General features: G+C 71.7%; 19 protein-coding genes and 2 tRNA genes. 9 read left to right on the forward strand and 12 right to left on the reverse strand.

Annotation, left to right across the window (positions count from 1 at the left end; translation table 11 throughout):
• Positions 1-206: 206 nt before the first annotated feature.
• From LO763_RS20785 to LO763_RS20795, 3 genes are all read right to left on the reverse strand, one after another.
• Positions 207-1,397, reverse strand: a complete 1,191-nt coding sequence (locus LO763_RS20785) for an MFS transporter (RefSeq protein WP_230788285.1) — start codon at positions 1,395-1,397, stop codon at positions 207-209.
• A gap of 190 nt (positions 1,398-1,587) precedes the next feature.
• Entirely contained in the window at positions 1,588-2,517 is a 930-nt protein-coding gene (locus LO763_RS20790; protein ID WP_230788287.1) for a deoxyribonuclease IV, read from the reverse strand.
• 131 nt (positions 2,518-2,648) lie between these two features.
• A tRNA-Ile gene (locus tag LO763_RS20795) sits at positions 2,649-2,722 on the reverse strand.
• A gap of 378 nt (positions 2,723-3,100) precedes the next feature.
• Between LO763_RS20795 and LO763_RS20800 the strand changes: the two genes are divergently transcribed.
• From LO763_RS20800 to LO763_RS20815, 4 genes are read left to right on the forward strand one after another with little or no spacing between them, the layout of a single operon-like run.
• Positions 3,101-4,429 (forward strand): branched-chain amino acid ABC transporter permease, encoded by a 1,329-nt coding sequence (locus LO763_RS20800; protein ID WP_230788289.1) that lies wholly within the window; start codon positions 3,101-3,103, stop codon positions 4,427-4,429.
• An 11-nt stretch (positions 4,430-4,440) separates the two neighbouring features.
• The gene (locus tag LO763_RS20805; protein ID WP_230788291.1) at positions 4,441-5,484 is read left to right on the forward strand and encodes a branched-chain amino acid ABC transporter permease; all 1,044 of its coding nucleotides are present in this window, start codon (positions 4,441-4,443) and stop codon (positions 5,482-5,484) included.
• Entirely contained in the window at positions 5,474-6,331 is an 858-nt protein-coding gene (locus tag LO763_RS20810) for an ABC transporter ATP-binding protein (RefSeq protein ID WP_230788294.1), read from the forward strand. The genes LO763_RS20805 and LO763_RS20810 overlap by 11 nt, the downstream gene beginning before the upstream one ends.
• A gap of 8 nt (positions 6,332-6,339) precedes the next feature.
• Positions 6,340-7,218, forward strand: coding sequence for an ABC transporter ATP-binding protein (locus LO763_RS20815; protein WP_230788297.1), 879 nt, complete (start codon positions 6,340-6,342; stop codon positions 7,216-7,218).
• Positions 7,219-7,370: 152 nt separating this feature from the next.
• Here LO763_RS20815 and LO763_RS20820 read toward each other — a convergent pair whose 3' ends face one another.
• Positions 7,371-8,627 (reverse strand): ABC transporter substrate-binding protein, encoded by a 1,257-nt coding sequence (locus tag LO763_RS20820; protein ID WP_230788299.1) that lies wholly within the window; start codon positions 8,625-8,627, stop codon positions 7,371-7,373.
• Positions 8,628-9,006: 379 nt separating this feature from the next.
• Here LO763_RS20820 and LO763_RS20825 point away from each other — a divergent pair, with 379 nt between their 5' ends.
• Positions 9,007-10,131, forward strand: coding sequence for a hypothetical protein (locus tag LO763_RS20825; RefSeq protein WP_230788301.1), 1,125 nt, complete (start codon positions 9,007-9,009; stop codon positions 10,129-10,131).
• Here the strand turns inward: LO763_RS20825 and LO763_RS20830 are convergent.
• Entirely contained in the window at positions 10,112-10,744 is a 633-nt protein-coding gene (locus tag LO763_RS20830; RefSeq protein ID WP_230788304.1) for a TetR/AcrR family transcriptional regulator, read from the reverse strand. The genes LO763_RS20825 and LO763_RS20830 overlap by 20 nt on opposite strands.
• 125 nt (positions 10,745-10,869) lie before the next feature.
• Between LO763_RS20830 and LO763_RS20835 the strand changes: the two genes are divergently transcribed.
• Positions 10,870-11,913, forward strand: a complete 1,044-nt coding sequence (locus tag LO763_RS20835) for an aldo/keto reductase (protein WP_230788318.1) — start codon at positions 10,870-10,872, stop codon at positions 11,911-11,913.
• Positions 11,914-11,970: 57 nt separating this feature from the next.
• Here LO763_RS20835 and wrbA read toward each other — a convergent pair whose 3' ends face one another.
• Positions 11,971-12,570 (reverse strand): NAD(P)H:quinone oxidoreductase, encoded by a 600-nt coding sequence (gene wrbA, locus LO763_RS20840; protein WP_230788321.1) that lies wholly within the window; start codon positions 12,568-12,570, stop codon positions 11,971-11,973.
• A gap of 113 nt (positions 12,571-12,683) precedes the next feature.
• On the opposite strand from wrbA, the gene LO763_RS20845 reads away from it, so the two are divergent.
• Complete coding sequence (locus LO763_RS20845; RefSeq protein ID WP_230788324.1) at positions 12,684-13,616, forward strand: carbohydrate kinase family protein; 933 nt, start codon at positions 12,684-12,686, stop codon at positions 13,614-13,616.
• A gap of 35 nt (positions 13,617-13,651) precedes the next feature.
• On the opposite strand, the gene LO763_RS20850 is transcribed toward LO763_RS20845, so the two are convergent.
• From LO763_RS20850 to LO763_RS20865, 4 genes are all read right to left on the reverse strand, one after another.
• Complete coding sequence (locus LO763_RS20850; RefSeq protein WP_230788327.1) at positions 13,652-14,821, reverse strand: hypothetical protein; 1,170 nt, start codon at positions 14,819-14,821, stop codon at positions 13,652-13,654.
• 201 nt (positions 14,822-15,022) lie between these two features.
• The gene (locus LO763_RS20855) at positions 15,023-15,880 is read right to left on the reverse strand and encodes a glutaminyl-peptide cyclotransferase (RefSeq protein ID WP_255672865.1); all 858 of its coding nucleotides are present in this window, start codon (positions 15,878-15,880) and stop codon (positions 15,023-15,025) included.
• Positions 15,881-16,027: 147 nt separating this feature from the next.
• Positions 16,028-16,909 carry a putative RNA methyltransferase gene (locus tag LO763_RS20860; protein ID WP_230788330.1) on the reverse strand — a complete coding sequence of 294 codons (882 nt, stop codon included), beginning with the start codon at positions 16,907-16,909 and terminating at the stop codon, positions 16,028-16,030.
• Positions 16,906-17,490: a TetR/AcrR family transcriptional regulator gene (locus LO763_RS20865; RefSeq protein ID WP_230788332.1), complete on the reverse strand. Its 585-nt coding sequence runs from the start codon at positions 17,488-17,490 to the stop codon at positions 16,906-16,908. Before LO763_RS20865 ends, LO763_RS20860 begins: the two co-directional genes overlap by 4 nt.
• Before the next feature lie 257 nt (positions 17,491-17,747).
• On the opposite strand from LO763_RS20865, the gene LO763_RS20870 reads away from it, so the two are divergent.
• Positions 17,748-20,120, forward strand: a complete 2,373-nt coding sequence (locus LO763_RS20870) for a glycoside hydrolase family 3 protein (protein ID WP_369432048.1) — start codon at positions 17,748-17,750, stop codon at positions 20,118-20,120.
• A 46-nt stretch (positions 20,121-20,166) separates the two neighbouring features.
• Here LO763_RS20870 and LO763_RS20875 read toward each other — a convergent pair whose 3' ends face one another.
• Positions 20,167-20,499 carry a YtxH domain-containing protein gene (locus LO763_RS20875; RefSeq protein ID WP_230788335.1) on the reverse strand — a complete coding sequence of 111 codons (333 nt, stop codon included), beginning with the start codon at positions 20,497-20,499 and terminating at the stop codon, positions 20,167-20,169.
• A 269-nt stretch (positions 20,500-20,768) separates the two neighbouring features.
• Here LO763_RS20875 and LO763_RS20880 point away from each other — a divergent pair.
• Positions 20,769-20,841 (forward strand) — tRNA-Asn (locus LO763_RS20880).
• A 714-nt stretch (positions 20,842-21,555) separates the two neighbouring features.
• On the opposite strand, the gene LO763_RS20885 is transcribed toward LO763_RS20880, so the two are convergent.
• Positions 21,556-21,828, reverse strand: coding sequence for a hypothetical protein (locus tag LO763_RS20885; RefSeq protein WP_230788337.1), 273 nt, complete (start codon positions 21,826-21,828; stop codon positions 21,556-21,558).
• Between the last annotated feature and the right edge of the window lie 47 nt (positions 21,829-21,875).

A 21,875-nucleotide genomic window follows, 5' to 3' on the forward strand; every position in this document is an offset into this window, starting at 1 on the left:
TGGGCCGCTGGGCCGCTGGGCCGCTGGGCCGCTGGGCCGCTGGGCCGCTGGGCCGCTGGGCCGCCGGGCCGCCGGGCCGCCGGGCCGCCGGGCCGCCGGCGCCGAAGACGGCGCTGCGGGCCCGGCCCTGCCGGGCCCGCAGCGCGGGAGTCGAGCTGATAGCTCTTGTTCGAGATATGTCGTTGTGCCAGTGGAGAAGGCGGTCGCTAGGAGGCGGTGACGAGCTCGGCGGGTTCGATGGCAGGCACGGCGGACTCGGCGTGGGCGCGGGCCAGCGGGACCGACAGCGCGAGCCCGGCCAGCGCCAGGCCGACGCCGACCAGGAGCGGGGCGGTCAGGCTCAACCCGGCCGACAGCGCGAGGCCGCCGAGCCAGGCGCCGTTGGCGTTGGCGAGGTTGAACGCCGCGTGGTGCAGCGAGGACGCCAGCGACGGGGCCTGGTGGGCGCCGTCGAGCAGCAGGCGCTGCATGATCGGGCCGACCAGCGAGGACGAGGTCGCCATGAGGAAGACCCCGCCGATCGCCAGGACCGGGTTGCCCATGGAGAAGAACATCATGAGCAGCACGGTCGCGATCGTGGTGAACGCGGCGAACAGGCCCTGGATCGGGGCGCGGTCGGCGACCTGGCCGCCGATGACGTTGCCGAGGGTCAGGCCGATGCCGAACACCGCGAGGGTGATCGCGATGGCGACCGCGTTCAGGCCGGTGACCTCCTCGAGGATCGGCGTGAGGTAGGTGTAGGCGGCGAACATGCCGCCGAAGCCGACCGCGCCGGTGACCAGCGGGAGCAGGACCTTCTTGGAGCGGATCGCGCGGATCTCGTCGGCGGCCCGGGTCGGGACGATCACGCCGCGGGTGTCGGGCACGGTGACCCAGACGGCGACGGCCGCCGCGAGGCCGAGCGCGGCGACGGCCGCGAAGATCCAGCGCCAGGAGACCTGGCCGACGATCAGGGCGCTGACGGGGACGCCGACGATCGTGGCGACGGTGAGGCCGGACATGATCCCCGCGATCGCGCGGGCGCGCCGCTCGTAGGAGACCAGGCTCGCGCCGACCACCGCGGCCGCGCCGAAGAACGCGCCGTGCGGCAGGCCCGCGAAGAACCGGGTGCCGAGCAGGAACCCGAAGTCGGGGGCCAGCGCGGTGGCGAGGTTCGCGGCGGCGAACCAGGCCAGCAGGCCGACCATGAGCGGCTTGCGGGGGACGCGGGTGGTGGCGACCGTCAGCAGCGGGGCGCCGAGGACGACGCCGACGGCGTAGGCCGAGACGGCCAGGCCGGCCTCGGCGAGCGAGACGCCCGAGGAGGCGGCCATCTGGGGCAGGATGCCCATGATGACGAACTCGGCGGTGCCGATGCCGAACGCGCCGATGGACATGGCGAACAGGGGCATGCGCATGGGAAAAGCAGCTCCGGGAAGACGTGGGAGGGTGAGAACGCTGAGGCTGTCACCGGCTGCTTCCTTGCCGAACCGGTCGCTGTTCAAGAACCGGGGGCGCGTGCGCCCCGTGAGTCCATCATAAGAACACTCGTCGGGCGAGTAAAAGTCCCGGAGGTGAAATCCCGGCGTGATGTCCGTCGCGGGCCGGTTACGCGCGCCGCACCGTCCCGCGACCGGTCGCGACCGATCCGCCGCGGGAGTCGGGAGCCTCCGGCTCGGGGCGGTCGCCGCGGCCGGCGAGGTACTTGGCGTAGGCAACGTCGCGGGCGTGGGCCGGGGTCTCGGTGATCAGCGGGACCCCCGACAGGAGCGGGGTCGACATGACCGTGCGCAGCCCCTCGTCGCCCAGCCTCCCCAGGCCCAGCGACTCGTGCCGGTCCCGGCGCGAGTCGCGCGGGTCCTTGCTGTCGTTGAGGTGCACCAGGCCGATCCGGCCGGGGCCGACGGCGGCGGTCAGCGCCCGGAGCGAGGCGTCGAGGCCCTCCGGGTCGGCCAGGTCCTCGCCCGCCGCGTGCAGGTGGCAGGTGTCGAGGCAGAGGCCGACCGCGTCGGTCCCCACGGCGTCGAGGTACTCCCCCGCGCTGCGCAGCGTCGACGCCGTCCAGTTGGCCCCGCCCGCGGTGGGCTCCACCAGGAGCCGGACCGAGGGCGGCGCCCCGTCGAGGACCCGGCGGAACACCGGGCCGAGGCGGCGCAGCGCGGCCGCCCGGTCGCCGTCGATCGAGGAGCCCGCGTGCACGACGACGCCCGCGGCGCCCAGGAGCCCGGCGGCGGCCATCGCCGTCCGCAGGTTCCCGACCGAGCGCTCGACGACCTCGGCCGCGGGCGAGGCGAGGTTCACCAGGTAGGCGGCGTGGACGAAGACCGGCCAGCCCTCGGCGGCGCACTGGCGCCGGAACTGCGCGGCGACGTCCTCGTCGACGCGCGGCGGCGCCCATCCCCGCGGGGACCCGACGAAGACCTGGAGGGTCTCGGCGCCGATCTCGGCGGCCTTGACCAGTCCCTTCCGGACCAGGCCTCCCGCCACGGGGACGTGCGCGCCGATCCGGTGCTCCACGGCGGCGGGGATCGCGTTCACGCCCAACGGTCCTCTCCCCTTCCGGCCGGGGGCCACTCTCGCGCACGGCCCGGTCGGCGCGGCCGCGGGGCCGTCGCGGACGGCGCTCCGGGCCCGCGGCGGGGCCCGGAGTCCGGGTGGGCCTTCTTCTGTAGGGCAGGCAGGACTTGAACCCGCGACCCAGGGATTATGAGTCCCCTGCTCTAACCAGCTGAGCTACTGCCCCGAGCGGGCAATATCCTCTCACACCGCGTGGCCGCGCGGTGGCCCCAGGGGAGCGGACGGACGAGACGGGGCACGACGCGTGCGGCGAAGTGTTGCAAGATATTCACAGGAGTCGAATCGTCCGGCAACGGGCGCGTGCGAGGCCAGGTCGGCGGCGTCCTGTCGCCGGTAACATCTGAGCCACATTCGCAACGGTTCTATAACGAGGCCTGCTCTTGTCGCCAAGGTCTCCTTAAGATGCGACTCACTCCCGCCGTTTCGTGTTTCTCGAACATCACACGCGACGGGTTCCGACGCCCAAACCTCCCGAGGGGGCCCATTGAGACGTGCAGTGCTGTTGCTGTCGGCTGCGTTCGCCGGCCTGTTGCTGGGATTGGGGGTGAACAGCAGCGCGGTCGCGCAGTCGGCGCTCGGCGTCCACGGCACCCTGGAGAACCAGCAGGACGAGCCCGTCGCGGGGGTCTCGATCACCGTCGCCCAGGCGGACGGGACCGAGGTCGCCACGGTCGAGAGCGCCGAGGACGGCACCTGGGCCGTCCCGCTCGAGACCGGGGGGGCCTACGTGATCACCCTCGACGAGTCGACCCTGCCGGACGGGCTGCTCGTCCGCAACGGCAGGCCGCAGCTCGAGGTCGAGGTCAACTCCGACCGGACCGTCCTGTTCCCGCTCGACACGCAACTGGCCGAGGGCGTCACGCCCGAGGACCCCGACGAGTCCTCCTCCGACGAGGACGGCGAGAGCGCCGCCCCCGGAGACGAGACCTCCGGTGACGAGGTCGACGAGGCCGAGGACGGCGAGGCCCTCGGCGAGATCGAGGACGAGGGCGGCGCCACCCGCGCCGTCAGCCTCCTGTTCTCCGGCCTCCACTTCGGCCTCATGATCGCCCTCGCGGCGGTCGGCCTGTCCATGGTCTTCGGCACCACCGGGCTCACCAACTTCGCCCACGGCGACCTGGTGACCTTCGGCGGCGTCGCCGCCCTGCTGTTCAACCTCACCTTCGGCCTGCCGGTGTGGCTCGCGGCCATCGCCGCGGTCGTGCTCGGCGCCGCCTTCGGCTGGGCCCAGGACTGGGGCCTGTGGAAGCCGCTGCGCAAGCGCGGGACCGGGCTGGTCACGATGATGATCATCTCGATCGGTGTGGCCATGCTCATCCGCTACGCCACGCTGTTCTTCGTCGGCGGCGAGCGCCAGCGCTACACCGAGTACGTCGGCCAGGAGCCGTGGGACTTCGGGTGGCTCGTGATCACCCCCAAGGACGTCGCCACCGGCTCCATCGCGCTCGTCGTCTGCGTCCTGGTGGGCCTCGCGCTCGTGTTCACCCGGCTCGGGAAGGCCACCCGCGCGGTGGCCGACAACCCGTCCCTGGCCGAGTCCACCGGCATCGACGTCAACCGGGTCATCCGCCTGGTGTGGACCATCGGCGGCGCGCTCGCGGCCATGTCGGGCGTGTTCCTGTCCATCAGCGACGGCGTCAAGTTCGACATGGGGCAGCACCTGCTGCTCCTGGTCTTCGCCGCGGTCGTGCTCGGCGGGCTCGGCACCGCGTTCGGCGCGTTCGTCGGCTCCATGATCATCGGGGTCTTCGTGCAGATGTCGACCCTCGTGGTCGCGCCCGAGCTGAAGTACGTCGGCGCGCTGGCCGTCCTCATCATCATCATGCTCACCCGTCCCCAGGGCATCCTGGGCCGACGCGAGCGAATCGGTTAGGAGGCCACGCGATGGATTGGCAATTCGTATTCAGCCAGGCGCTCACGCAGGCCATCGGGCCGACCATGCTCGTGTACGCCCTCGGCGCGATCGGCCTGAACCTCCAGTTCGGGTACACGGGCCTGCTCAACTTCGGCCAGGCCGCGTTCGCCGCGATGGGCGCGTACGGCCTGGCGCTCGCCGTGGCCTCCTTCGGCCTGCCGTTCTGGTGGGGCATCGCGATCGGGCTCGTCGCCGCGGTCGTGATGGCGCTGCTGCTGGGCATACCGACGCTGCGGCTCCGCGCCGACTACCTGGCGATCGTGACGATCGCGGCGGCCGAGATCGTGCGGCGGCTCGCCCGCTCGACGGTCTGGTCGGAGACCACCGGCGGCTCGGACGGCCTGCGGGGCTTCTCCGAGGCGTTCTTCGCGATGAAGCCGTGGGGGGACGACGGCAACTGGTCGTTCCTGTTCGTCTCGATGGAGAGCGGCCGGCTCACGGTCGACCTCGGCGTCGTGAACTTCCAGTACTCCGACCGCGACCTGTGGGTCATGGTCGTGGGCTGGACGCTGGTCCTGTTCTTTCTGGCGGTGATGGGCCTGCTCGTGCACAGCCCGTGGGGCCGCGTCCTCAAGGGCATCCGGGAGGATGAGGAGGCCGTCAGGAGCCTGGGCAAGAACGTCTTCGCGTACAAGATGCAGGCGCTGGTCTTCGGCGGCATCATCGGCGCGTTCGCGGGCTTCATGTTCGCGCTCAGCCGCGCGAACGTCCAGCCCGACGCGTTCACGACGGACTTCACGTTCTACTTCTACGTGGTCCTCATCCTCGGCGGGGCGGCGAGACTCTTCGGGCCGGTGCTCGGCGCGGCCCTGTTCTGGTTCCTGTACAACCTGTTCGCCCAGGGGCTCAACCAGGCCATCCGGGCCGACGTGATCCCGCCGAGCGTGCTCGACTCGACGCAGGTCGGTCCGCTGGTGTTCTTCCTGCTGGGCCTGGGAATGGTCCTGCTGCTGATCTTCCGGCCGCAGGGGCTCATCGGCAACCGGAAGGAGCTGATGCTCGATGTCCGCTGACCAGCAGACCGGGATCTCGGCCGCGCGGGCGGCCCTGTCGGGGGTGGCGGCCGAACCGGGCGTCGCCAAGCCCGACCCGATCCTGACCGCCGCCGGGGTGCGGCGGGCGTTCGGCGGCCTCGTGGCCGTCGACGTCGAGCACCTGGAGGTGCAGCGGGGCTCGATCACCGCGCTCATCGGCCCCAACGGGGCCGGGAAGACCACGTTCTTCAACCTGCTCACCGGTTTCGACCGTCCGAGCAGGGGGACGTGGGACTTCAACGGGCGCAGAGCGAACCGGATGCGCTCGTACCAGGTGGCGCGGGCCGGGATGGTCCGCACGTTCCAGCTGACGAAGGCCCTCACCCGCATGAGCGTCATGGACAACATGCTCATCGGGGCGTCGTCCCAGATCGGCGAGCGCATGTGGGCCGGGCTCCTGCCGCCGCTGTGGCGGCAGCAGGAGGCGGCGAACCGCGAGAAGGCGCTGGAGCTCCTGGAGCGCTTCAAGCTCATCGACAAGCGCGAGGACTACGCGGGCGAGCTCTCGGGCGGCCAGCGCAAGCTCCTGGAGATGGCGCGGGCGCTCATGCTCGACCCGAAGATGGTCATGCTCGACGAGCCGATGGCCGGGGTGAACCCGGCGCTGAAGCAGTCGCTGCTGGAGCACATCAAGGGCCTGCGCGAGGAGGGCATGACCGTCCTGTTCGTGGAGCACGACATGGACATGGTCCACGAGATCGCCGACTGGGTCGCGGTGATGGCCGCCGGGCAGCTCATCACGGAGGGCACGCCGGACCAGATCTCGGCGGACCGGCGGGTCATCGACGCCTATCTGGGCGCGCACCACGACGCGGCCCAGCGTTAGGAGACGACATGAGCGACAACGAGAACCAGCCGCTTGAGGCTCCCGGCGAGGAGGCGGGCGAGGGGTCCGGCGAGGGCATCGCCCCGACGGGCGCCCCGATCGGCGAGACCGCCGAGTCGTCCACGGAGGTGTGCAGCCGCGAGGGCCACCTGGAGGCCTCGGGCGACGCGCTGCTGCGCGCCGACGAGGTCACGGCCGGGTACATCCCGGGCGTGTCCATCTTGAACGGCACGGACCTGTACGCGGACGAGGGCGAGCTGGTCGGCATCATCGGCCCGAACGGGGCCGGGAAGTCGACGCTCCTGAAGGCCATGTTCGGCCTGGTGGGGATCACCTCCGGGACGGTCACGCTCCGCGGGGAGGTGATCACGAACCGCAAGGCGCACCAGCTGGTGCCGCTGGGCGTGGGCTTCGTGCCGCAGACGAACAACGTGTTCGCGGCGCTGACCGTGGAGGAGAACCTCGAGATGGGGGTCTTCCTGCGTCCCGGGTCCTTCAAGGAGCGGTTCGAGTTCGTGACCGACCTGTTCCCGGTGCTCGGGGACCGGCGCGCCCAGCGGGCCGGGTCGCTCTCGGGCGGCGAGCGGCAGATGGTGGCGATGGGCCGGGCGCTCATGATGGAGCCGTCGGTGCTGCTGCTGGACGAGCCGTCGGCGGGGCTGTCCCCGGCGATGCAGGACGAGGTCTTCTTCAACACGAAGCAGATCAACCAGACCGGGGTGACGGTGGTGATGGTCGAGCAGAACGCCCGGCGGTGCCTCCAGATCTGCGACCGGGGCTACGTGCTGGACCAGGGCCGCAGCGCCTACACCGGTCCGGGCGAGGGCCTCATCGACGACCCGAAGGTGGTCGAGCTGTACCTCGGCACGCTCGGCAAGGCCCGTTAGGGGTTCCTGAACGGCCCCTGCCGAAGGCGGGGGAAGGCCCCGGGTCCTGCGGGACCCGGGGCCTTCGCGTCGGCGGCGGCCCGGCCGCCTCGCGGCGGGTGCGGGAAGCCCCCCGGGTCCTGCGTGGACCCGGGGGGCTTTCGCGGTGGGTACTACTCGTTCAGGTCGCCGAAGCGGTATTCGAGGTTCGTGAACGTGTTGTCGGCCGAGTACTGGTAGACGCCGATGGTGGCGGCGGAGACGTCGCCTTCGGGGGAGAACTCGATCGGGCCGGAGTAGCCCTCGTAGTCGATGTCGGCGCTGCTGTCCTCGGCCAGCAGTTCGGCGCAGGCGGTGAAGCCCTCGCACTTGGTGCCGCCGGTCGAGACGTCGATCAGGTTGTCCTTGATGGTCTCGGAGTCGTAGCCCTCGCCGGCGATCGCCGCGAGCGCGGCCAGGGAGGTGGCGTCGTAGGACTCGGGGCCGTAGGTGTACTCCTCGAGGTCGGGGTTGATCTCCAGGAGGCGCTCCTGGATCTTGGCGGGGTCGGCGCCCGGGTAGGTGCCCTTGGCGCCATCGAGGAAGCCCTCGGGGAACTCGGCGCTGTAGTCGGCGAGGTTGCCGTCCACGAGGTACCAGCCGAGGTCCTGGGCGCTCTGGCCGGCTTCGGCGAGCGCCGGGCCGAGGTTCACGATCTCGTTGAAGGTGATGAGGACGACCGCGTCGGCGTCGGCCGCCGCGAGCTGGCCGGCCTCGGCCGAGAACTCGGTGGCGGTCGGGTCGTAGATGGTGTTCATGACCACTTCGCCGCCGAAGGCGGTGATGTTCTCCTCGACCGCGGCGGCCAGGCCGGTGCCGTAGGCGTCCTGGAGGGCCAGGATCGCGATCTTCTCGTGGCCGTCGGCGATGATCGTGTCCGCGAGGACGCGGCCCTGGAGGACGTCCGAGGGCGCGGTGCGGAAGTAGTAGTCGCCGCGCTCGTACGTGGTGAAGTCCGGCGAGGTGTTCGCCGGGGAGATCTGGACGATCCCCTCTTCGTAGAGCTTGTCGATGAACTGGAACGAGACGCTGGAGGAGGCGGAGCCGATGACGACGTTGGCGTCCTGGGCGATGAGCGCGTCGGCGGCCTGGCTGGCGATGTCGGTCGAGGCGTCGCCCGAGTCCTCGTGGAGGACCTCGACGCAGGTGTCGAGGACGCCGCCGAACTCGTTGATCTCCTCGATGGCGAGGTCGACGCCGGCGAACTCGGGCGGGCCGAGGAAGGCGAGGGAGCCGGTCTGCGGCAGGATCGTGCCGACCGTCATGCCGTCGCCTTCGTTGCATTCGCCGCTGGACGATCCGGAGTTCTCCTCGTCGCCGCAGGCGGCGAGGGCGAACGCGGTGACACCCGCTGTGGCGGCAGCGAGCAGCGCTCTGGGAAAGCGAGCCATGGCTTCTCCTAGATTGTTCGAGAGGATCCGCAGATAGATGTGGAGGTTGACGTGATCCGAGTTACAGCATATGGCCGCAGTGGTATCGATGCCATACGCCGTGACCACTCCCCGTCCTGTTTGTGATGGCACCGTGACCTTTTCGAGCATGTATCGCAATCGCTTTTCGGCCTTGGGAACCGCGTGTTCGGGAACGGTTTCGGCGAGGTTTCGCGGGCGGCGGCCGGACCCGCTCGGCGGGGGCCGCGGGTCGCGAGTGGCGTGAGGGGGCGCCGAGGCGTCCCGGGCGGGGTCTCCCCCGGGGCGCTCCCCCGCGAGGGGGAGGCGGTTCGCCCGCTCGCGGGAGGGGCGGGCGCCCGCAGAACGCGAGGCTGGAGGCATGACACAGCAAGCCGCCGCTCAAGCAGACGCGGGCCGCGCGGCCGCCCGCACCGGACGCGCCGCCACGGCCGCCTTCCTCTGGTCGCTCACGGCCGTGCCCGTCGGGCTCTGGCAGCTCCTCGACCCCGAGGGCGGCCCCTTCAGCCACCGGCTCTACGAGCCCACGTTCACGCTCCCCGGGGGCGCCCCCGGGTGGGCCGCCCCGGCCGGGCTCATCGCGGCGGGCGCCGCCGGCCTCCTCGCGGCGCGGGCGAGGCCGCGGCAGTGGCCGGTCACGGCGCTGTTCGCGGTGGTCTTCGGGATGCTCCTGAGCACCACCTCGCCGATCTCGCTGGCCGGCTACCTCTGCGCGTTCCTCATCCCGGCCGTGGTGGTCGCGGGCCCGGTCATGCTGGCGCGCGGCAGGATCGGCAGGATCGCCGCCGCCGCAGCGGTGGCGGGCCTCCTCGCCGGGCTCGGCGCCCTCGGCGTCATCGACTACGCCGCCGCGGGAGGCTTCCTCGCCATGCTCGGCGGCCAGCTCGCCGACCTCGGGTCCTACATGGCCGTCCAGGTCTGGGTCGTGGTCGGCGGCGGCATCTGGGGGTGGCTGACGCTGCGCCTGCTCCTCCAGGGCCGCGAGGACCGGCCGACGCCGCGGTGGCTCACGCCGGAGAGCGCCGCCCGGTGGGGCCGGACCGCCAGCTGGATCGCGTTCGCCTGCGCGCTCCCCTACGGGCTCACCAGGATGACGTGGCTGACGCCGGCGGCGTGGTTCGGCGGTCCGCTCGACAGCTCGGAGATCGACCTGGCCACCCGGGTCTGGGGCCTGCTGCTGGGCTTCGCGGCCCTCGGCGGCGGCGTCCTGTGCCTCGGCATGACCCAGCGGTGGGGGGAGCGCTGGCCGTTCTGGATGCCGGTGCTCCGGGGGCGCCCGGTGCCGCCGCTGCTCGCGATCGTGCCCGCCGCGATCGTGGCGGCCCTGTTCACCTTCGTCGCGGTCCCGTTCGTGGCCCTGGCGATCCGCCAGGACGCCCTGGAGCTGGTCTGGGCCTTCCCGTTCTACTTCTGGGGGCCCGCGCTCGGCGCGGCGACCCTGGCCTACGCGATCCGGCGGGGCGTGGTCACGCCTTCGGAGCACTGACGTCCGGGGGATCGGCGAAGACGCCCGCGCGGGCGGCCGCCGCGGCTGCGGCGGCCGCCCGCTTCGCCGCGTCCCGGTCGAGCGGGTCGCCACTGGCGAGCAGCCGGTAGTACAGGGGCGCGGAGAGGCACCGGACCACCTCGGCGGGGTCGGTGCCCGCGGGGACCTCGCCGCGCTCGACCGCGAGGTCCACGCACGGGGCCCATTCGGCGATCCGGACCCGGTAGAAGCGGTGCAGGGCCTCGGCGGTGGGGGCGTCGCCGGTGGCGGCGGCGATGACCGCCTTGAACAGCGGGCCCTGGCGGTCGTCGGTGAGGGTGGCGAGGATGAGGGCGGCGAGCGCTTCGAGGTCGCCGTCGAGCGAGCCGGTGTCGGCCCGCGGCCGCGAGGACTCGGCCATCTCGGCGAGCATGTCGGCGACGAGCGCGGGGACGGTGCCCCAGCGGCGGTAGACGGTGGTCTTGCCGACCTCGGCGCGGCGGGCGACCTCGGCCAGGTCGACGCCGCCGAAGCCCTGTTCCACCAGGGCGTCGCCCGCGGCGCGGAGCACGGCCTCGCGGACCCGGGCGGTGCGTCCGCCGGGCCGGACCGTGCCGGGCGTGGCCTCATTCATAACGGGACTCCAGTTGCGTTAACGATCCGGTCTGCGCTAGCTTAGACCCATCATAAACGGAACCAGAGTTCTCTTAACGGGCCTCGCCCCGCCGGGACCGGCGTTCCCCCTAGAAAGGCCCTCCCATGGACTTCAACCGACTCGGCCGCTCCGGCCTCCACGTGCCCGCGCTCTCCTTCGGCGCCGGGACCTTCGGCGGCTCCGGCCCGCTCTTCGGCGCCTGGGGCGACACCGGCGTCGAGCAGGCCCGCCGCATGGTCGACATGGCGCTCGACGCCGGGATGTCCATGTTCGACACCGCCGACGTCTACTCCGACGGCGCGTCAGAAGAGGTCCTCGGCGCGGCCCTCAAGGGCCGCCGCGACCGCGCCCTCATCTCGACCAAGGCCGGACTGCCGACGGGCGGGGACGCGAACGGGGCCGGGGCCTCGCGCCTCCACCTCGTGCGCGCCGTCGAGGCCGCGCTGCGCCGCCTCGGCACCGACCGCATCGACCTGTTCCAGCTCCACGCCTTCGACGCCCGCACCCCCGTCGAGGAGACCCTCGCCGCGCTCGACGACCTCGTGCGCGCGGGCAAGGTCCGCTACGTCGGCGCCTCGAACTACGCCGGGTGGCAGCTGATGAAGACCCTCGACGCCGCCGAGCGGCACGGGCGGCCGCGCTTCGCCGCCCACCAGGTCTACTACTCGCTCGTCGGCCGCGACTACGAGTGGGACCTCATGCCGCTCGGCCTGGACCAGGGCGTCGGCGCCCTGGTGTGGAGCCCGCTCGGCTGGGGCCGGCTGACGGGCCGGATAGGGCGCGGCCGGCCCGTCCCCGAAGGCAGCCGCCTCCACCGGACCGCGCAGTTCGGGCCGCCGGTGGAGGACGAGGCGCTGTACGACGTGGTCGACGCGCTGGAGGCGGTCGGCGCCGAGACCAGCCGGACCGTCCCGCAGATCGCCATCAACTGGCTGCTGCGCCGCCCCACCGTGGCGTCGGTGATCGTCGGCGCCCGCGACGAGGAACAGCTGGCGCAGAACCTCGGGGCGGTCGGCTGGGAGCTGGAGCCCGAGCAGATCGCGCGCCTCGACGAGGCGAGCGCGCAGACCCCGCCCTACCCGCACTACCCGTACGCGCGCCAAGAGGGCTTCGCGCGGCTGAACCCGCCGGCGGTGCCGGTCGCGTAGGCGGGCACGCGAAAGGCGGGGCCGGGACGCGACGTCCCGGCCCCGCCTGCGGTCGGCTCAGCCCCCGCCCAGGCGGCGGGCGACGTCCACGACCCGCCTGGTCTGGATGCCGATCGCCGTCCGGGTCTTCTCCCCCACCGGGCCCTTGCCGCCGATATGGCTGGCGCCGTAGGGGTTGCCGATCTCCAGGTCGAACTGGAGCGGGTCGGTGTAGCCGGGGCTGACGATGATCGCGCCCCAGTGGTAGAAGGTGTTGTTCAGCGCGAGGATGGTCGACTCCTGGCCGCCGTGGCTGGTCTGCGTCGAGGTGAACGAGGACATCACCTTGTCGACGAGCTTGCCCTCCTGCCACAGCGGACCGGTGATGTCGATGAACTGCTTGAGCTGCGAGGTCGGCAGTCCGTAGCGGGTCGGCGAGCCCCACATGACCGCGTCGGCCCAGTCGAGGTCGTCGAGCGTCGCCTCCTGGACGTGGCCGGTGGACCCGTGGTGGTTCGACCAGGCCTCGTTGGAGGCGATCGCCTCGGGCGGCGCGAGCTCGGCGACCTTTCTGAAGCGGACCTCCGCGCCCGCCTCCTCGCCTTCCCGGGCGGCGGTCTTCGCCATCTCGTACACGTTCCCGGTCTGCGAGTAGTGAATGACGGCCAGCTTGACCATGGCACCTCCGCTTGCGTGAGAATCGGTCTTGACCCTTGCACAGTCACCGGCTTAGGGTTGCTCCCGCAACGCATTCCAAACTTCGGCAAACTTCTTCCAGGAGATGCAAAATCATGCTCGACATTCTGGTCGTCGGCGGCGTCGGCGTCGACACGATCGTGCGCGTCCCCGAGATCGCGATCGGCGAGGGCGACTCGCTCGGCGTGGAGCCCATCCGCGACTACGTGGCGCACACCGGCAACGGCGTCGCGCTCGGGTGCCTCCACCTCGGGCTGGCCACCCGGTTCATCGACTACATCGGCGAGGACGAGCAGGGGGCCCTCGTCCGGCGCCACTACGAGGCCCACGGCCTCGACTTCCGGTACCTGGTCTCGGCGAACGGCACCTCGCGCTCGGTGAACCTGGTCGACGCCGAGGGCCGCCGGTTCTCGTTCTACGACTACCGGCACGACCCCGGCCTGCGGATGCCCGCCGCGTTCTTCGGACCGCACCTCGCCGAGGCGAAACACGTGCACGTGTCGATCCCGAACCACACGCGCAGCGTGCTGACGGCGATCCCCGACGGCGTGACGGTCTCGACCGACCTGCACGGCTGGGACGGCGAGGACGAGCACCAGAAGGCGTTCGCGCTGCGGGCGGACCTGGTGACGCTGTCGACCGCGAAGCTCGGCGGCGACCCGGAGAAGGCGATGCGCTGGATCATGGACAACGGGCGGGCCTCGATCGTGATCGCGACCGACGGCGAGCACGGCGGCTACGTGCTCGAACGCGGCGGCTCGCTGGAGCGCTACGGGGCGATCCGGCCGGTCGCCGAGCTCGGCGGCGTCTCGCCGGAGTGGGCCTCGTGGCGGCCGGTGGACTCCAACGGCGCGGGCGACGCGTTCGTCTCGGGCCTGCTGTGGGCCTTCGGCAAGGGCCGGGACCGCGCGGCGGCGCTCGACGCGGGCCGCGTCGCGGGCGCCTACGCGTGCCGCACCGAGGGCACGAGCACGGCGCTGATCTCGGAGGAGCTGATGACCGCGAGCCTCGCGGCGCTGGGACGGTAGCGCGGCAGGCCGGCCCCGGCGGGGCCGGCCTCCCGTCACTGCTGGTCCGCGTGCTTGTTGGCGGTCATGGCCTTCGCGCGGGCGATCACGTCGTCGAAGGGCGAGGGCTCCTCGGGGACGGTGCGGATCTCCTCGCGCCGCTCGGGCTGGACCACCAGCATGAACAGGGCGCCGACCGCTGCGGCGACGACGGGCGCGCCGAGGCCGATCTCGGTCTTGGGCCAGTGGCCGGTCGCCGAGCCGGTGGCGATGAGGAAGGCCGCCCACACCGGCACCGCCCAGGCCGCGGCGAGCACGACGAGGTCGCGGCGGCGGCGCAGCTCGGGGCGGATGAGCCAGACCAGGAAGTCGAGCCAGGCGCCCGAGAGCAGGAACACCCACACGTAGCCGCCGTAGTCGAAGCCCGCGTACGCGCCGGCCATGACGGACGGGTAGAGGAACGCGACGGTGAAGAAGCCCAGCGGCAGCCGGAACCGGCCGGTCGCCAGGACCGCGAGCGCGAGCACGAGGACCGTGGTGAACGCGATGCCCGCCACGGGGAAGCCCTCGAAGTGATGCGGCCCCTCGAGCGCGGCGGCGACGCTGCCGGGCGTGTTCGTGTACGGCACGAGGTAGGCCAGGAACAGCACGAGGGTCGCGACGACGTACCCGAGCGAGAGGGCGGGCGCGGCCATGCGGGCCTCGAGCGGGACGGGCTCGGGCTCGGCCTTGAGGGCCTCGCGCCGCCAGGCCGAGAGCCACGGGGCGGCGGCGATGAGGACGCCGCCCGCGGCCAGGCCGAGGTGGGAGGGGCTGAAGAGGACCGCCAGATGGGTCTCGACACCGAACACCTCGTGCCAGATGAGGTCGGCGACGCCGGAGACGAGGAACAGCGGGACGCCGATGACCGCGGGGCCGTAGCCGTGGGGGACGGCGGACATGCCGGTGCGCCCGTCCGCGCGGTGGGCGCGGACGAGCATCCAGGCGATCCACGCCGCGGTGGCGGCGAACCCGGTGTAGAAGACCAGGTGCCACCAGGTGAAGAACCCTTCGACCCAGCCGCGGGCGTGGGCGTTGACGTCGAGGATGAGGCCGCCGAAGAACCAAGCGGAGAAGGCGGCCGTGGTCAGGTCCTGCCACCAGGTGGCGAACGCGCGGGGCTGCCGGGAGTCGTTCAAGAGGTGCATCTTGTACTCCAGCAATCGGTCCAAGGGGGTGATGGCCATGACCTCATCATGGCGTACGCGAACCCCTCGCGCAATTCCCGCAGGGTCACCGGCCGCGCACTGCGCTCGCCTTTCCGGCAGCGCCTTCATCGCGGGCGAATGCGCGGTCGGCTCATGCACGGTCGGTGAATGCGCGGTCTAGGAATGCACAGTCGACGAAAACGTGGTCTACGAATGCACGGTCGAGTCAGGAGGGGGTGGTCAGGCGAACCGCACGAGGAACAGCTTCGGCCACTGCTTCCCGGTGATGTAGAACGTGCCCTCCTCCTCGGCGGCGGCGATGCCGTTGAGCACGTCGGCGCCCGCGGCCTCCTCGTCGGTGAGCAGTCCGGCCGCGTCGACCACGGCGCCGACCTCGCCGGTCGCGGGGTCGATGCGCACGATCTGGTCGGTCTGCCACAGGTTCGCCCAGACCTGGCCGCCGACGCATTCGAGCTCGTTGATCTGGAAGACCGGCTCGCCGTCGAGGGTGACCTCCACGGTTCCGGTCTCGGCGAAGGTGACCGGGTCGCGGAAGGTCAATGTAGAGGATCCGTCGCTCATGACGAGCCGTTCGCCGTCATGGCAGATGCCCCAGCCCTCGCCCTCGTACTCGACGGTGTCGACGACGTCGAGCGTGACGGGGTCGCGCTGGTAGGCGACGTGCTCCTGCCAGGTGATCTGCCAGACCGCGTCGTCGGTGAGGGTGAGGCCCTCGGCGAACTCGTCCGCCGGGAGGTCCTGGGAGGCGAGCACGTCGCCGGTGGCGGGGTCGGTGATCCGCGCGTCGGACTCGCCGTAGAGGCCGGCGCTCTCGTAGAGGACGGTGCCGAACTCGGGGTGCTCGGCCAGTTCGAGGCCCTGCGTGAAGGAGCCCGCGTCGTGGTCGAACGTGTCGAGGACCTCGACGGCGAGTGCTTCGACTGCGCCTCCTTCAACAGCGGCGTCTTCGGGGACGGTCACCGACTCGTCGGCGGCGGCGTCCCCCGCACCGCAGCCGGTCAGCGCGAGCGTCCCCGCGGCCACGAAAGCGAGGCCGTGCCGGGCCGCCGCGCGTTTCTCATAGAACACTGATCTCATCTCCAGCCGGTTCAGGGGCGGGCCCCCGTACCGTACCGGTCGTGAGGGAATCTCGGCCGGTGCGAGGGCGGTCACTCGTACCGTACTGGTCGCGACAATTGAGGACAAGTGCTCGAAGGGGAACATCCGCCGCGGCGGGTGACGCGTTCAGCCCCGGGGGCGCCAGCGGGCCACGGTCGCCGAGACCGTCACGTCGACGGTCTCGGGCAGCGCCGCCACGGCCTCGGCCAGCGCGCCGGGGGCGAGGTGGCGGGCGCTCGGGCCCATCCCCACGAGGCGCATGACCTCAGGGTGCCCCAGGCCAATCGAATATCGAAGCTCGTCGGTCCGCTCGGCCTCGAACACCGAGCCGAGCTGGTCGGCGGTCCGCTGCGGTTTGGCGGGGTCGACGCTCAGCAGGTCCAAGGCGTCGACGAGCTCGCGCAAGTGGTCCTCCCGGGGGGTGAGGACCACGAGCATGCCTCTCGGGTGGAGGATTCGCGAGATCTCGTCGGCGTTTCGGGGAGCGAAGACGTTGAGGACCGCGGCGGCGGCGCCGTCGCGGACCGGCATCCGGTTCCACGCGTCGGCGAGCACCGCGGCGAGCCCGCCCCGAGTTCCGGCGGCTTGCCGCGGTCCGCTGTCCGGGACCTCCCGCTTGGCGCAGCGGCGCAGCGCGTACTTCGAGGTGTCGAGGCCGACGCCCTCCCGCACGGGGTCGGCCGCGACGGCGGCGGCCAGGTAGTGGCCGGTGCCGCAGCCGGGTTCGACGACCACGCCGGGGGCGTCGGTGAGCGAGGCCTTCGCGACGGCGTCCAGCAGCGGGTCGTAGGCGCCGGAGCCGAGGAACTCCTCGCGGGCGGCCACCTGGTCGGCGGTGTCGCCGGTGGTGGCGTTCGAGCCGGGCGCGAGCAGGGGCGCGTACCCCTGCTTGGCGAGGTCGAAGGAGTGCCCGGCCTCGCAGGAGAGGCGCCGTTCGCGCTGGTCGAGGGGGCGGGCGCAGTTGGGGCAGGCCAACGCGTGCAGCGCGGGCAGGGTCGATGGGCTCAAGATGCCGCTTTCGGGTCGAGGAGGCGCATGAACGCGCGGAAGGCCGCGGGCATGTCGAACGTCTCGGGCTCGTGGAGCCACTGGTACTGGAGGCCGTCCATGATCGCGATGACGAGCGGCGCGGCCTCCTCCGGGGTGAGGCCGGAGGGGAGCCGGTCACCCCACTCCTGGCGCAGGGTGGCGGTGAAGGCCTCGCGGATGCGGCGGTAGCGGCGGCGGAAGTAGTCGGCGGCGGGGTGGTCCTCGGTGACGGACTCGCCGAGCAGGGCCGAGAAGGTGCGGACGATCGCGATCCGGTTCGCGTTCGCCTCCACGACGGCCTCGTTGGCGGCCATGGTCATCGGCTCGGCGATGGTGTCGCGGCCGCCGGTGTCGGTCTGCTCGCGGAACCGGAGGACGCCGATGAGCAGGTCCTCCTTGCTCGGGAAGTAGTGGAGGAGCCCCTGCTGGGTGAGGCCGACCTTCTCGGCGACGGCGGCGAGGCTCGCGCCGCGGTAGCCGCGTTCGGCGATGACCTCGATCGCGGCCCGGACGATCTCCTCGCGGCGGGCCTGGCCGCGCGCGCCGTGCTGCGTGGGCATGGGTGCCTCTCGTGGCCGGGACTTCCTGGGGGACCAGCATAGATTATCAAGATTCGGCAACGAAACCTACCGATCACTCGGTAGAGCAGTCATACTTCCAGCGAACCACTCGAGCCCCGGTGCCGATCGAACGCAACAGAGAGGAAGGCGACGTGAGCGACTGGACCGTCCCGGCCGACCGACCCGAATACGACGCGGCCGTGGAGGCCGCCCTGGCGAAGCTGGACCTGGCGACCAAGGCCGACCTGCTCGCCGGCATGGACATGTGGCGGACGATCGCCGCGCCCGAGGCGGGGCTGCGGTCGATGACCGTCTCCGACGGGCCGATCGGGGTGCGCGGCCGGTTCTGGACCGCCGCCGACCCGTCGCTCGCGCTGCCGAGCCCCACCGCGCAGGCCGCGTCCTGGGACCCCGCGCTGGTGCGGCGCATCGGGCACCTGCTCGCGGCCGAGGCCCGCCGCAAGGACGTCGACGTGCTGCTCGCGCCGACGATCAACCTGCACCGCTCCCCCCTGGGCGGGCGCCACTTCGAGGCCTTCAGCGAGGACCCGTACCTGACCGGGCGCATCGCGCAGGCGTACGTCGCCGGCGTCCAGGAGCGCGGCGTGGGCACCACCATGAAGCACTACGTGGCGAACGACGCCGAGACCGACCGGTTCACCGTCGACAACGTCATCGACGAGCGGACGCTGCGCGAGCTCTACCTGCGGCCGTTCGAGATGGTCGCCGCCGCCGTGAACCCGTGGGGCGTCATGACCGCCTACAACTCCGTCAACGGCACCACCATGACCGCGCACAAGGAGCTCATGGCGGTCCTGCGCGACGAGTTCGGCTTCGACGGGTTCAACGTCTCCGACTGGGGCGCCGCCCGCCACACCGTCGAGGACGTCGAGGCCGGGCTCGACCTGGCGATGCCCGGCCCGTTCACGCCGTACGGCGCGAACCTCGTCGCGGCCGTCCGCGAGGGCCGCACCGGCGAGGAGCACGTCGACGCCGCGGTGCGCCGGATGCTCAAGCTCGCCGCCCGCGTCGGCGCGCTCGACGGGGTCGAAGCGGCCGTGGCGGAGCGGAACGAGGCGGACGAGGACGCCGCGGCGCTCCTGCGCGAGATCGCGCGCCGCTCCTTCGTGCTCGCCAAGAACGCGATCCCCGAAGGCGACGAGGCGGCGGTCCTGCCGCTGTCGCGCGACGCGGTCCACCGGCTGGCGCTCATCGGCCCGGCCGCGGCCGAGGCCCGCGTGCTCGGCGGCGGCTCGGCCACCGTGTTCCCGCCGCACGTCGTCTCGCCGCTCGAGGGCCTGCGCGGCGCGCTCGGCGACCGGGTGCACTACGCGCAGGGCGTGGACCTGTTCGAGCAGATCACGGCCGCGGGCCGCGGCTTCGAGCTCACGGTGCGGCCCGTCAAGGGCGACGGCACCGAGGGCGCGGCCGAGCCGCTCGCGAACGGCGACGTCAAGTGGATGGGGTACGTGCCGGGCGACATGGACCCGGACGAGTTCCACCACGCGGTCGTGGAGGGCGTCTACACCGTCCAGGCCACGGGCGAGCACGTCTTCGGCACCCGGGGCGCGGGCCACCACCGGCTGGAGGTCGGCGGCGAGGTGCTCTTCGAGGGCGACCAGACCTTCTCGGGGGACGACCCGTTCGAGGCGTTCTTCGGGCCCGGCGTCGAGCGGGCGGCGGTGCACCTCGAAGCGGGGCAGGAGGTCCCGGTGCGGCTGGTGTACACGCCGTTCGAGTTCCCTCCCGGGTTCCCGCCGTCGGTCCTGGGCGGCCTCATGCACGCCGAGCCGCGCCCCGACGAGGACCGGCTCCTCGCCGAGGCCGTCGAGGCGGCCCGGAACGCCGAGATCGCCGTCGTGGTGGTCTCCACCACCGCGCTGACCGAGTCGGAGGGCTTCGACCGCCGCGACCTGCGGCTGCCGGGGCGCCAGGACGAGCTGGTCGCGGCCGTCGCGGCGGCCAACCCGAACACGATCGTGGTCGTCAACACCGGCTCGCCGGTGGAGATGCCGTGGGCCGACGACGTGGCCGCGATCCTCCTCACCTGGTTCCCGGGGCAGGAGGGCGGCGGCGCGCTGGCGGAGGTGCTGCTGGGCGCCGAGCCGGGCGGGCGGCTCACCACGACGTGGCCGAAGCGGCTCGAGGACGCGCCGGTCGTCCAGGTCGTGCCGACCGACGAGGGCGAGCTCCACCACGACGAGGGCGTCTTCATCGGCTACCGGGCGTGGGAGCGGCGCGGGGGCGCGGCGCCCGCGTTCTGGTTCGGGCACGGGCTGTCGTACACCGACTGGGCGTACGAGGACCTCCGCGTCGAGGGCGACACCGTGACGGTGCGGGTGCGCAACACCGGGACCCGCGCGGGCCGCGAAGTGGTCCAGGTGTACCTGGCGCCCGGCGAGGGTGTCGAGGTCGCGGGCGGGATCGAGCGGCACCGCCTGGCGGGCTTCGCGGCGGTCGAGGCCGGGCCGGGCGAGGCGGTCGAGGTGGCCGTGACGCTCGAGGAGCGGTCGTTCCAGGTCTGGGACGAGACGCTGCACGGCTGGCGCGAGGCGGGCGGGGCGTGGACCGTGGAGGCGGGTCGGAACGTCGCCGACCTGCGTCTGAGCGCGCCCTTGAAGCGGGCGTAGCGAAAGGCGGGCGGGACCTCGCGGTCCCGCCCGCCGAACCGCCGGATCAGAAGCCGGCGGAATCCTCGCGGAGCGCGCGGTCGTTGCGCGCGGGGGTGGTGACCCCGGCGGAGTCCCAGGGCTCCTTCTTGGGGGGCTCGTCGGCACTGGTGGTGAAGTTCTCGATGATGTCGCCGAACTTCGTGCCCTTGACCTTGTCCTGCGCGACGTCCATGGCCTTGTTGGCCTGCGTGCGCATCGACGAGGCGACGTGCTGGACCTTGTCGTTGCCGGTGATCCGCCTCGTGTAGTCCACGATCTGGTCGTAACGCTCCCGGCCGGCCTTCGCCCCCAGGACGTAGCCGACCGCGAACCCGGCTACGACATACCACTTCCGCATATTTGCCTCCCCCGGCCGGCCCGAAGAACCATGCCTCGGTCTCGTGTGCATTGGAGTTACTCTGCGTCGCCGCACTTAGCGGCCATTCTGCCGTACTCCCGGGTGCCCCGGCGGTCCATGGCGGAAACACACCGGGCGAAACCGCCCGGAAATCCCCCGCCGGGGGCGCCCGGTCGGACCTGCGCCACACCCACCCCGGTGGCACCGGCCCGCGCCGGTCCTGTACTGTCGTATCCGGTTCGCAAGGCGAAAGCCGAGCTGGAACCCCTTCCCCAATAGCTCAATTGGCAGAGCAGCCGACTGTTAATCGGCAGGTTCTTGGTTCGAGTCCAAGTTGGGGAGCAGACACAGAAAGGCCGGTCTTCGGACCGGCCTTCTTGCTCGCCCCGATCGGCGGCCGTCGGCACGGAGCGGCACGAAGGCCCTCCGGGCTCATTCGTCCAACGCAGGCGTCAATCCCATGCGGCAAGGATGTCTTCTGGGCCCCACACCAGATCAGCGGGCACATCGTCGACCACACCGGAACGACTGACCACGACCGTGCCGCATTCGTCCTCGGAAGCCCCGGGGACCGCTCCGGCGGACTTCCTCAAATCGTGCAGATCATGGCGGTCGAAGGGTGTGCCGAGTCATTTGACCGAGCCCGTGTAGAAGACCCTCCTCGCCACCGGCCCGCGGTCCGCTCCCACGAGATCCAGTTCGGGGTCGAAGCTTCACGGCGTCCGCAGGATGCAGCGGCTTGACCACCATCGCGTCGGCCCGACCCTAGAACGGGCGGTCGTAGCCGACGAACGCCTCCAGCCATGTTCGCGGCGCTGCGCTCAGAGGCTCGAAGAGCGGTCATGAACATCGCATGCCGCCATCTCCAAACTCATGGTGATCCTTACTTAGATCATATCTAAGTTAGCTCGGATCTAAGTTGACCGATCCGGTAGCAAGGCTCCTCCACCTGCGGGAACAAGGCCTGGGAGCATTGATCGGAGCCACATAGGAAAGGCCGGTCCTCGGACCGGCCTTTCTCGTCTTTGCAGGGGCCGATCCGCAGCCCCTCCCCTGTCAGCGGTCTTCAGCAGTGGTGGCCGTGTCCAGCAGTTGGCGACAGATCACGGCCGCGGTCCACCCGAGGGCGAGGAGTATGAGGCCGAAGCCGGCGGCCAGGGCGCCGATGAACTGGCCGACAGGGTTGGATTCACTCGCTCCGCCGTAGAGGGCGCTCGAATCGAAATCAGTGGCGGTGAGCCAGATGATCGCACCCAGGACGAGCGAAGCGGCGCCGGTGAAGAACATTCCGTTGAGCAGAGGGTTGTCGAGGGGTCGTCTGTTGTCCATGTACCGACGATAAGCGGAGCTTCTGCTTCACGGAAGCGCACGAACGG

It is taken from the genome of Glycomyces amatae, assembly GCF_020991375.1.
In the GTDB taxonomy this organism is placed as follows: domain Bacteria; phylum Actinomycetota; class Actinomycetes; order Mycobacteriales; family Micromonosporaceae; genus Glycomyces; species Glycomyces amatae.

Bases quoted from the DNA above. Each gene is read 5' to 3' on its own strand.
- LO763_RS20810 (WP_230788294.1), top strand. From the start codon at position 5,474: ATGTCCGCTGACCAGCAGACCGGGATCTCGGCCGCGCGGGCGGCCCTG.
- LO763_RS20815 (WP_230788297.1), top strand. From the start codon at position 6,340: ATGAGCGACAACGAGAACCAGCCGCTTGAGGCTCCCGGCGAGGAGGCG.
- LO763_RS20830 (WP_230788304.1), bottom strand. From the start codon at position 10,744: ATGAATGAGGCCACGCCCGGCACGGTCCGGCCCGGCGGACGCACCGCC.
- LO763_RS20855 (WP_255672865.1), bottom strand. From the start codon at position 15,880: ATGAGATCAGTGTTCTATGAGAAACGCGCGGCGGCCCGGCACGGCCTC.
- LO763_RS20805 (WP_230788291.1), top strand. From the start codon at position 4,441: ATGGATTGGCAATTCGTATTCAGCCAGGCGCTCACGCAGGCCATCGGG.
- LO763_RS20785 (WP_230788285.1), bottom strand. From the start codon at position 1,397: ATGCGCATGCCCCTGTTCGCCATGTCCATCGGCGCGTTCGGCATCGGC.
- wrbA (WP_230788321.1), bottom strand. From the start codon at position 12,570: ATGGTCAAGCTGGCCGTCATTCACTACTCGCAGACCGGGAACGTGTAC.
- LO763_RS20875 (WP_230788335.1), bottom strand. From the start codon at position 20,499: ATGCGGAAGTGGTATGTCGTAGCCGGGTTCGCGGTCGGCTACGTCCTG.
- LO763_RS20820 (WP_230788299.1), bottom strand. From the start codon at position 8,627: ATGGCTCGCTTTCCCAGAGCGCTGCTCGCTGCCGCCACAGCGGGTGTC.
- LO763_RS20885 (WP_230788337.1), bottom strand. From the start codon at position 21,828: ATGGACAACAGACGACCCCTCGACAACCCTCTGCTCAACGGAATGTTC.
- LO763_RS20870 (WP_369432048.1), top strand. From the start codon at position 17,748: ATGGACATGTGGCGGACGATCGCCGCGCCCGAGGCGGGGCTGCGGTCG.
- LO763_RS20865 (WP_230788332.1), bottom strand. From the start codon at position 17,490: ATGCCCACGCAGCACGGCGCGCGCGGCCAGGCCCGCCGCGAGGAGATC.
- LO763_RS20850 (WP_230788327.1), bottom strand. From the start codon at position 14,821: ATGGCCATCACCCCCTTGGACCGATTGCTGGAGTACAAGATGCACCTC.
- LO763_RS20825 (WP_230788301.1), top strand. From the start codon at position 9,007: ATGACACAGCAAGCCGCCGCTCAAGCAGACGCGGGCCGCGCGGCCGCC.
- LO763_RS20845 (WP_230788324.1), top strand. From the start codon at position 12,684: ATGCTCGACATTCTGGTCGTCGGCGGCGTCGGCGTCGACACGATCGTG.
- LO763_RS20835 (WP_230788318.1), top strand. From the start codon at position 10,870: ATGGACTTCAACCGACTCGGCCGCTCCGGCCTCCACGTGCCCGCGCTC.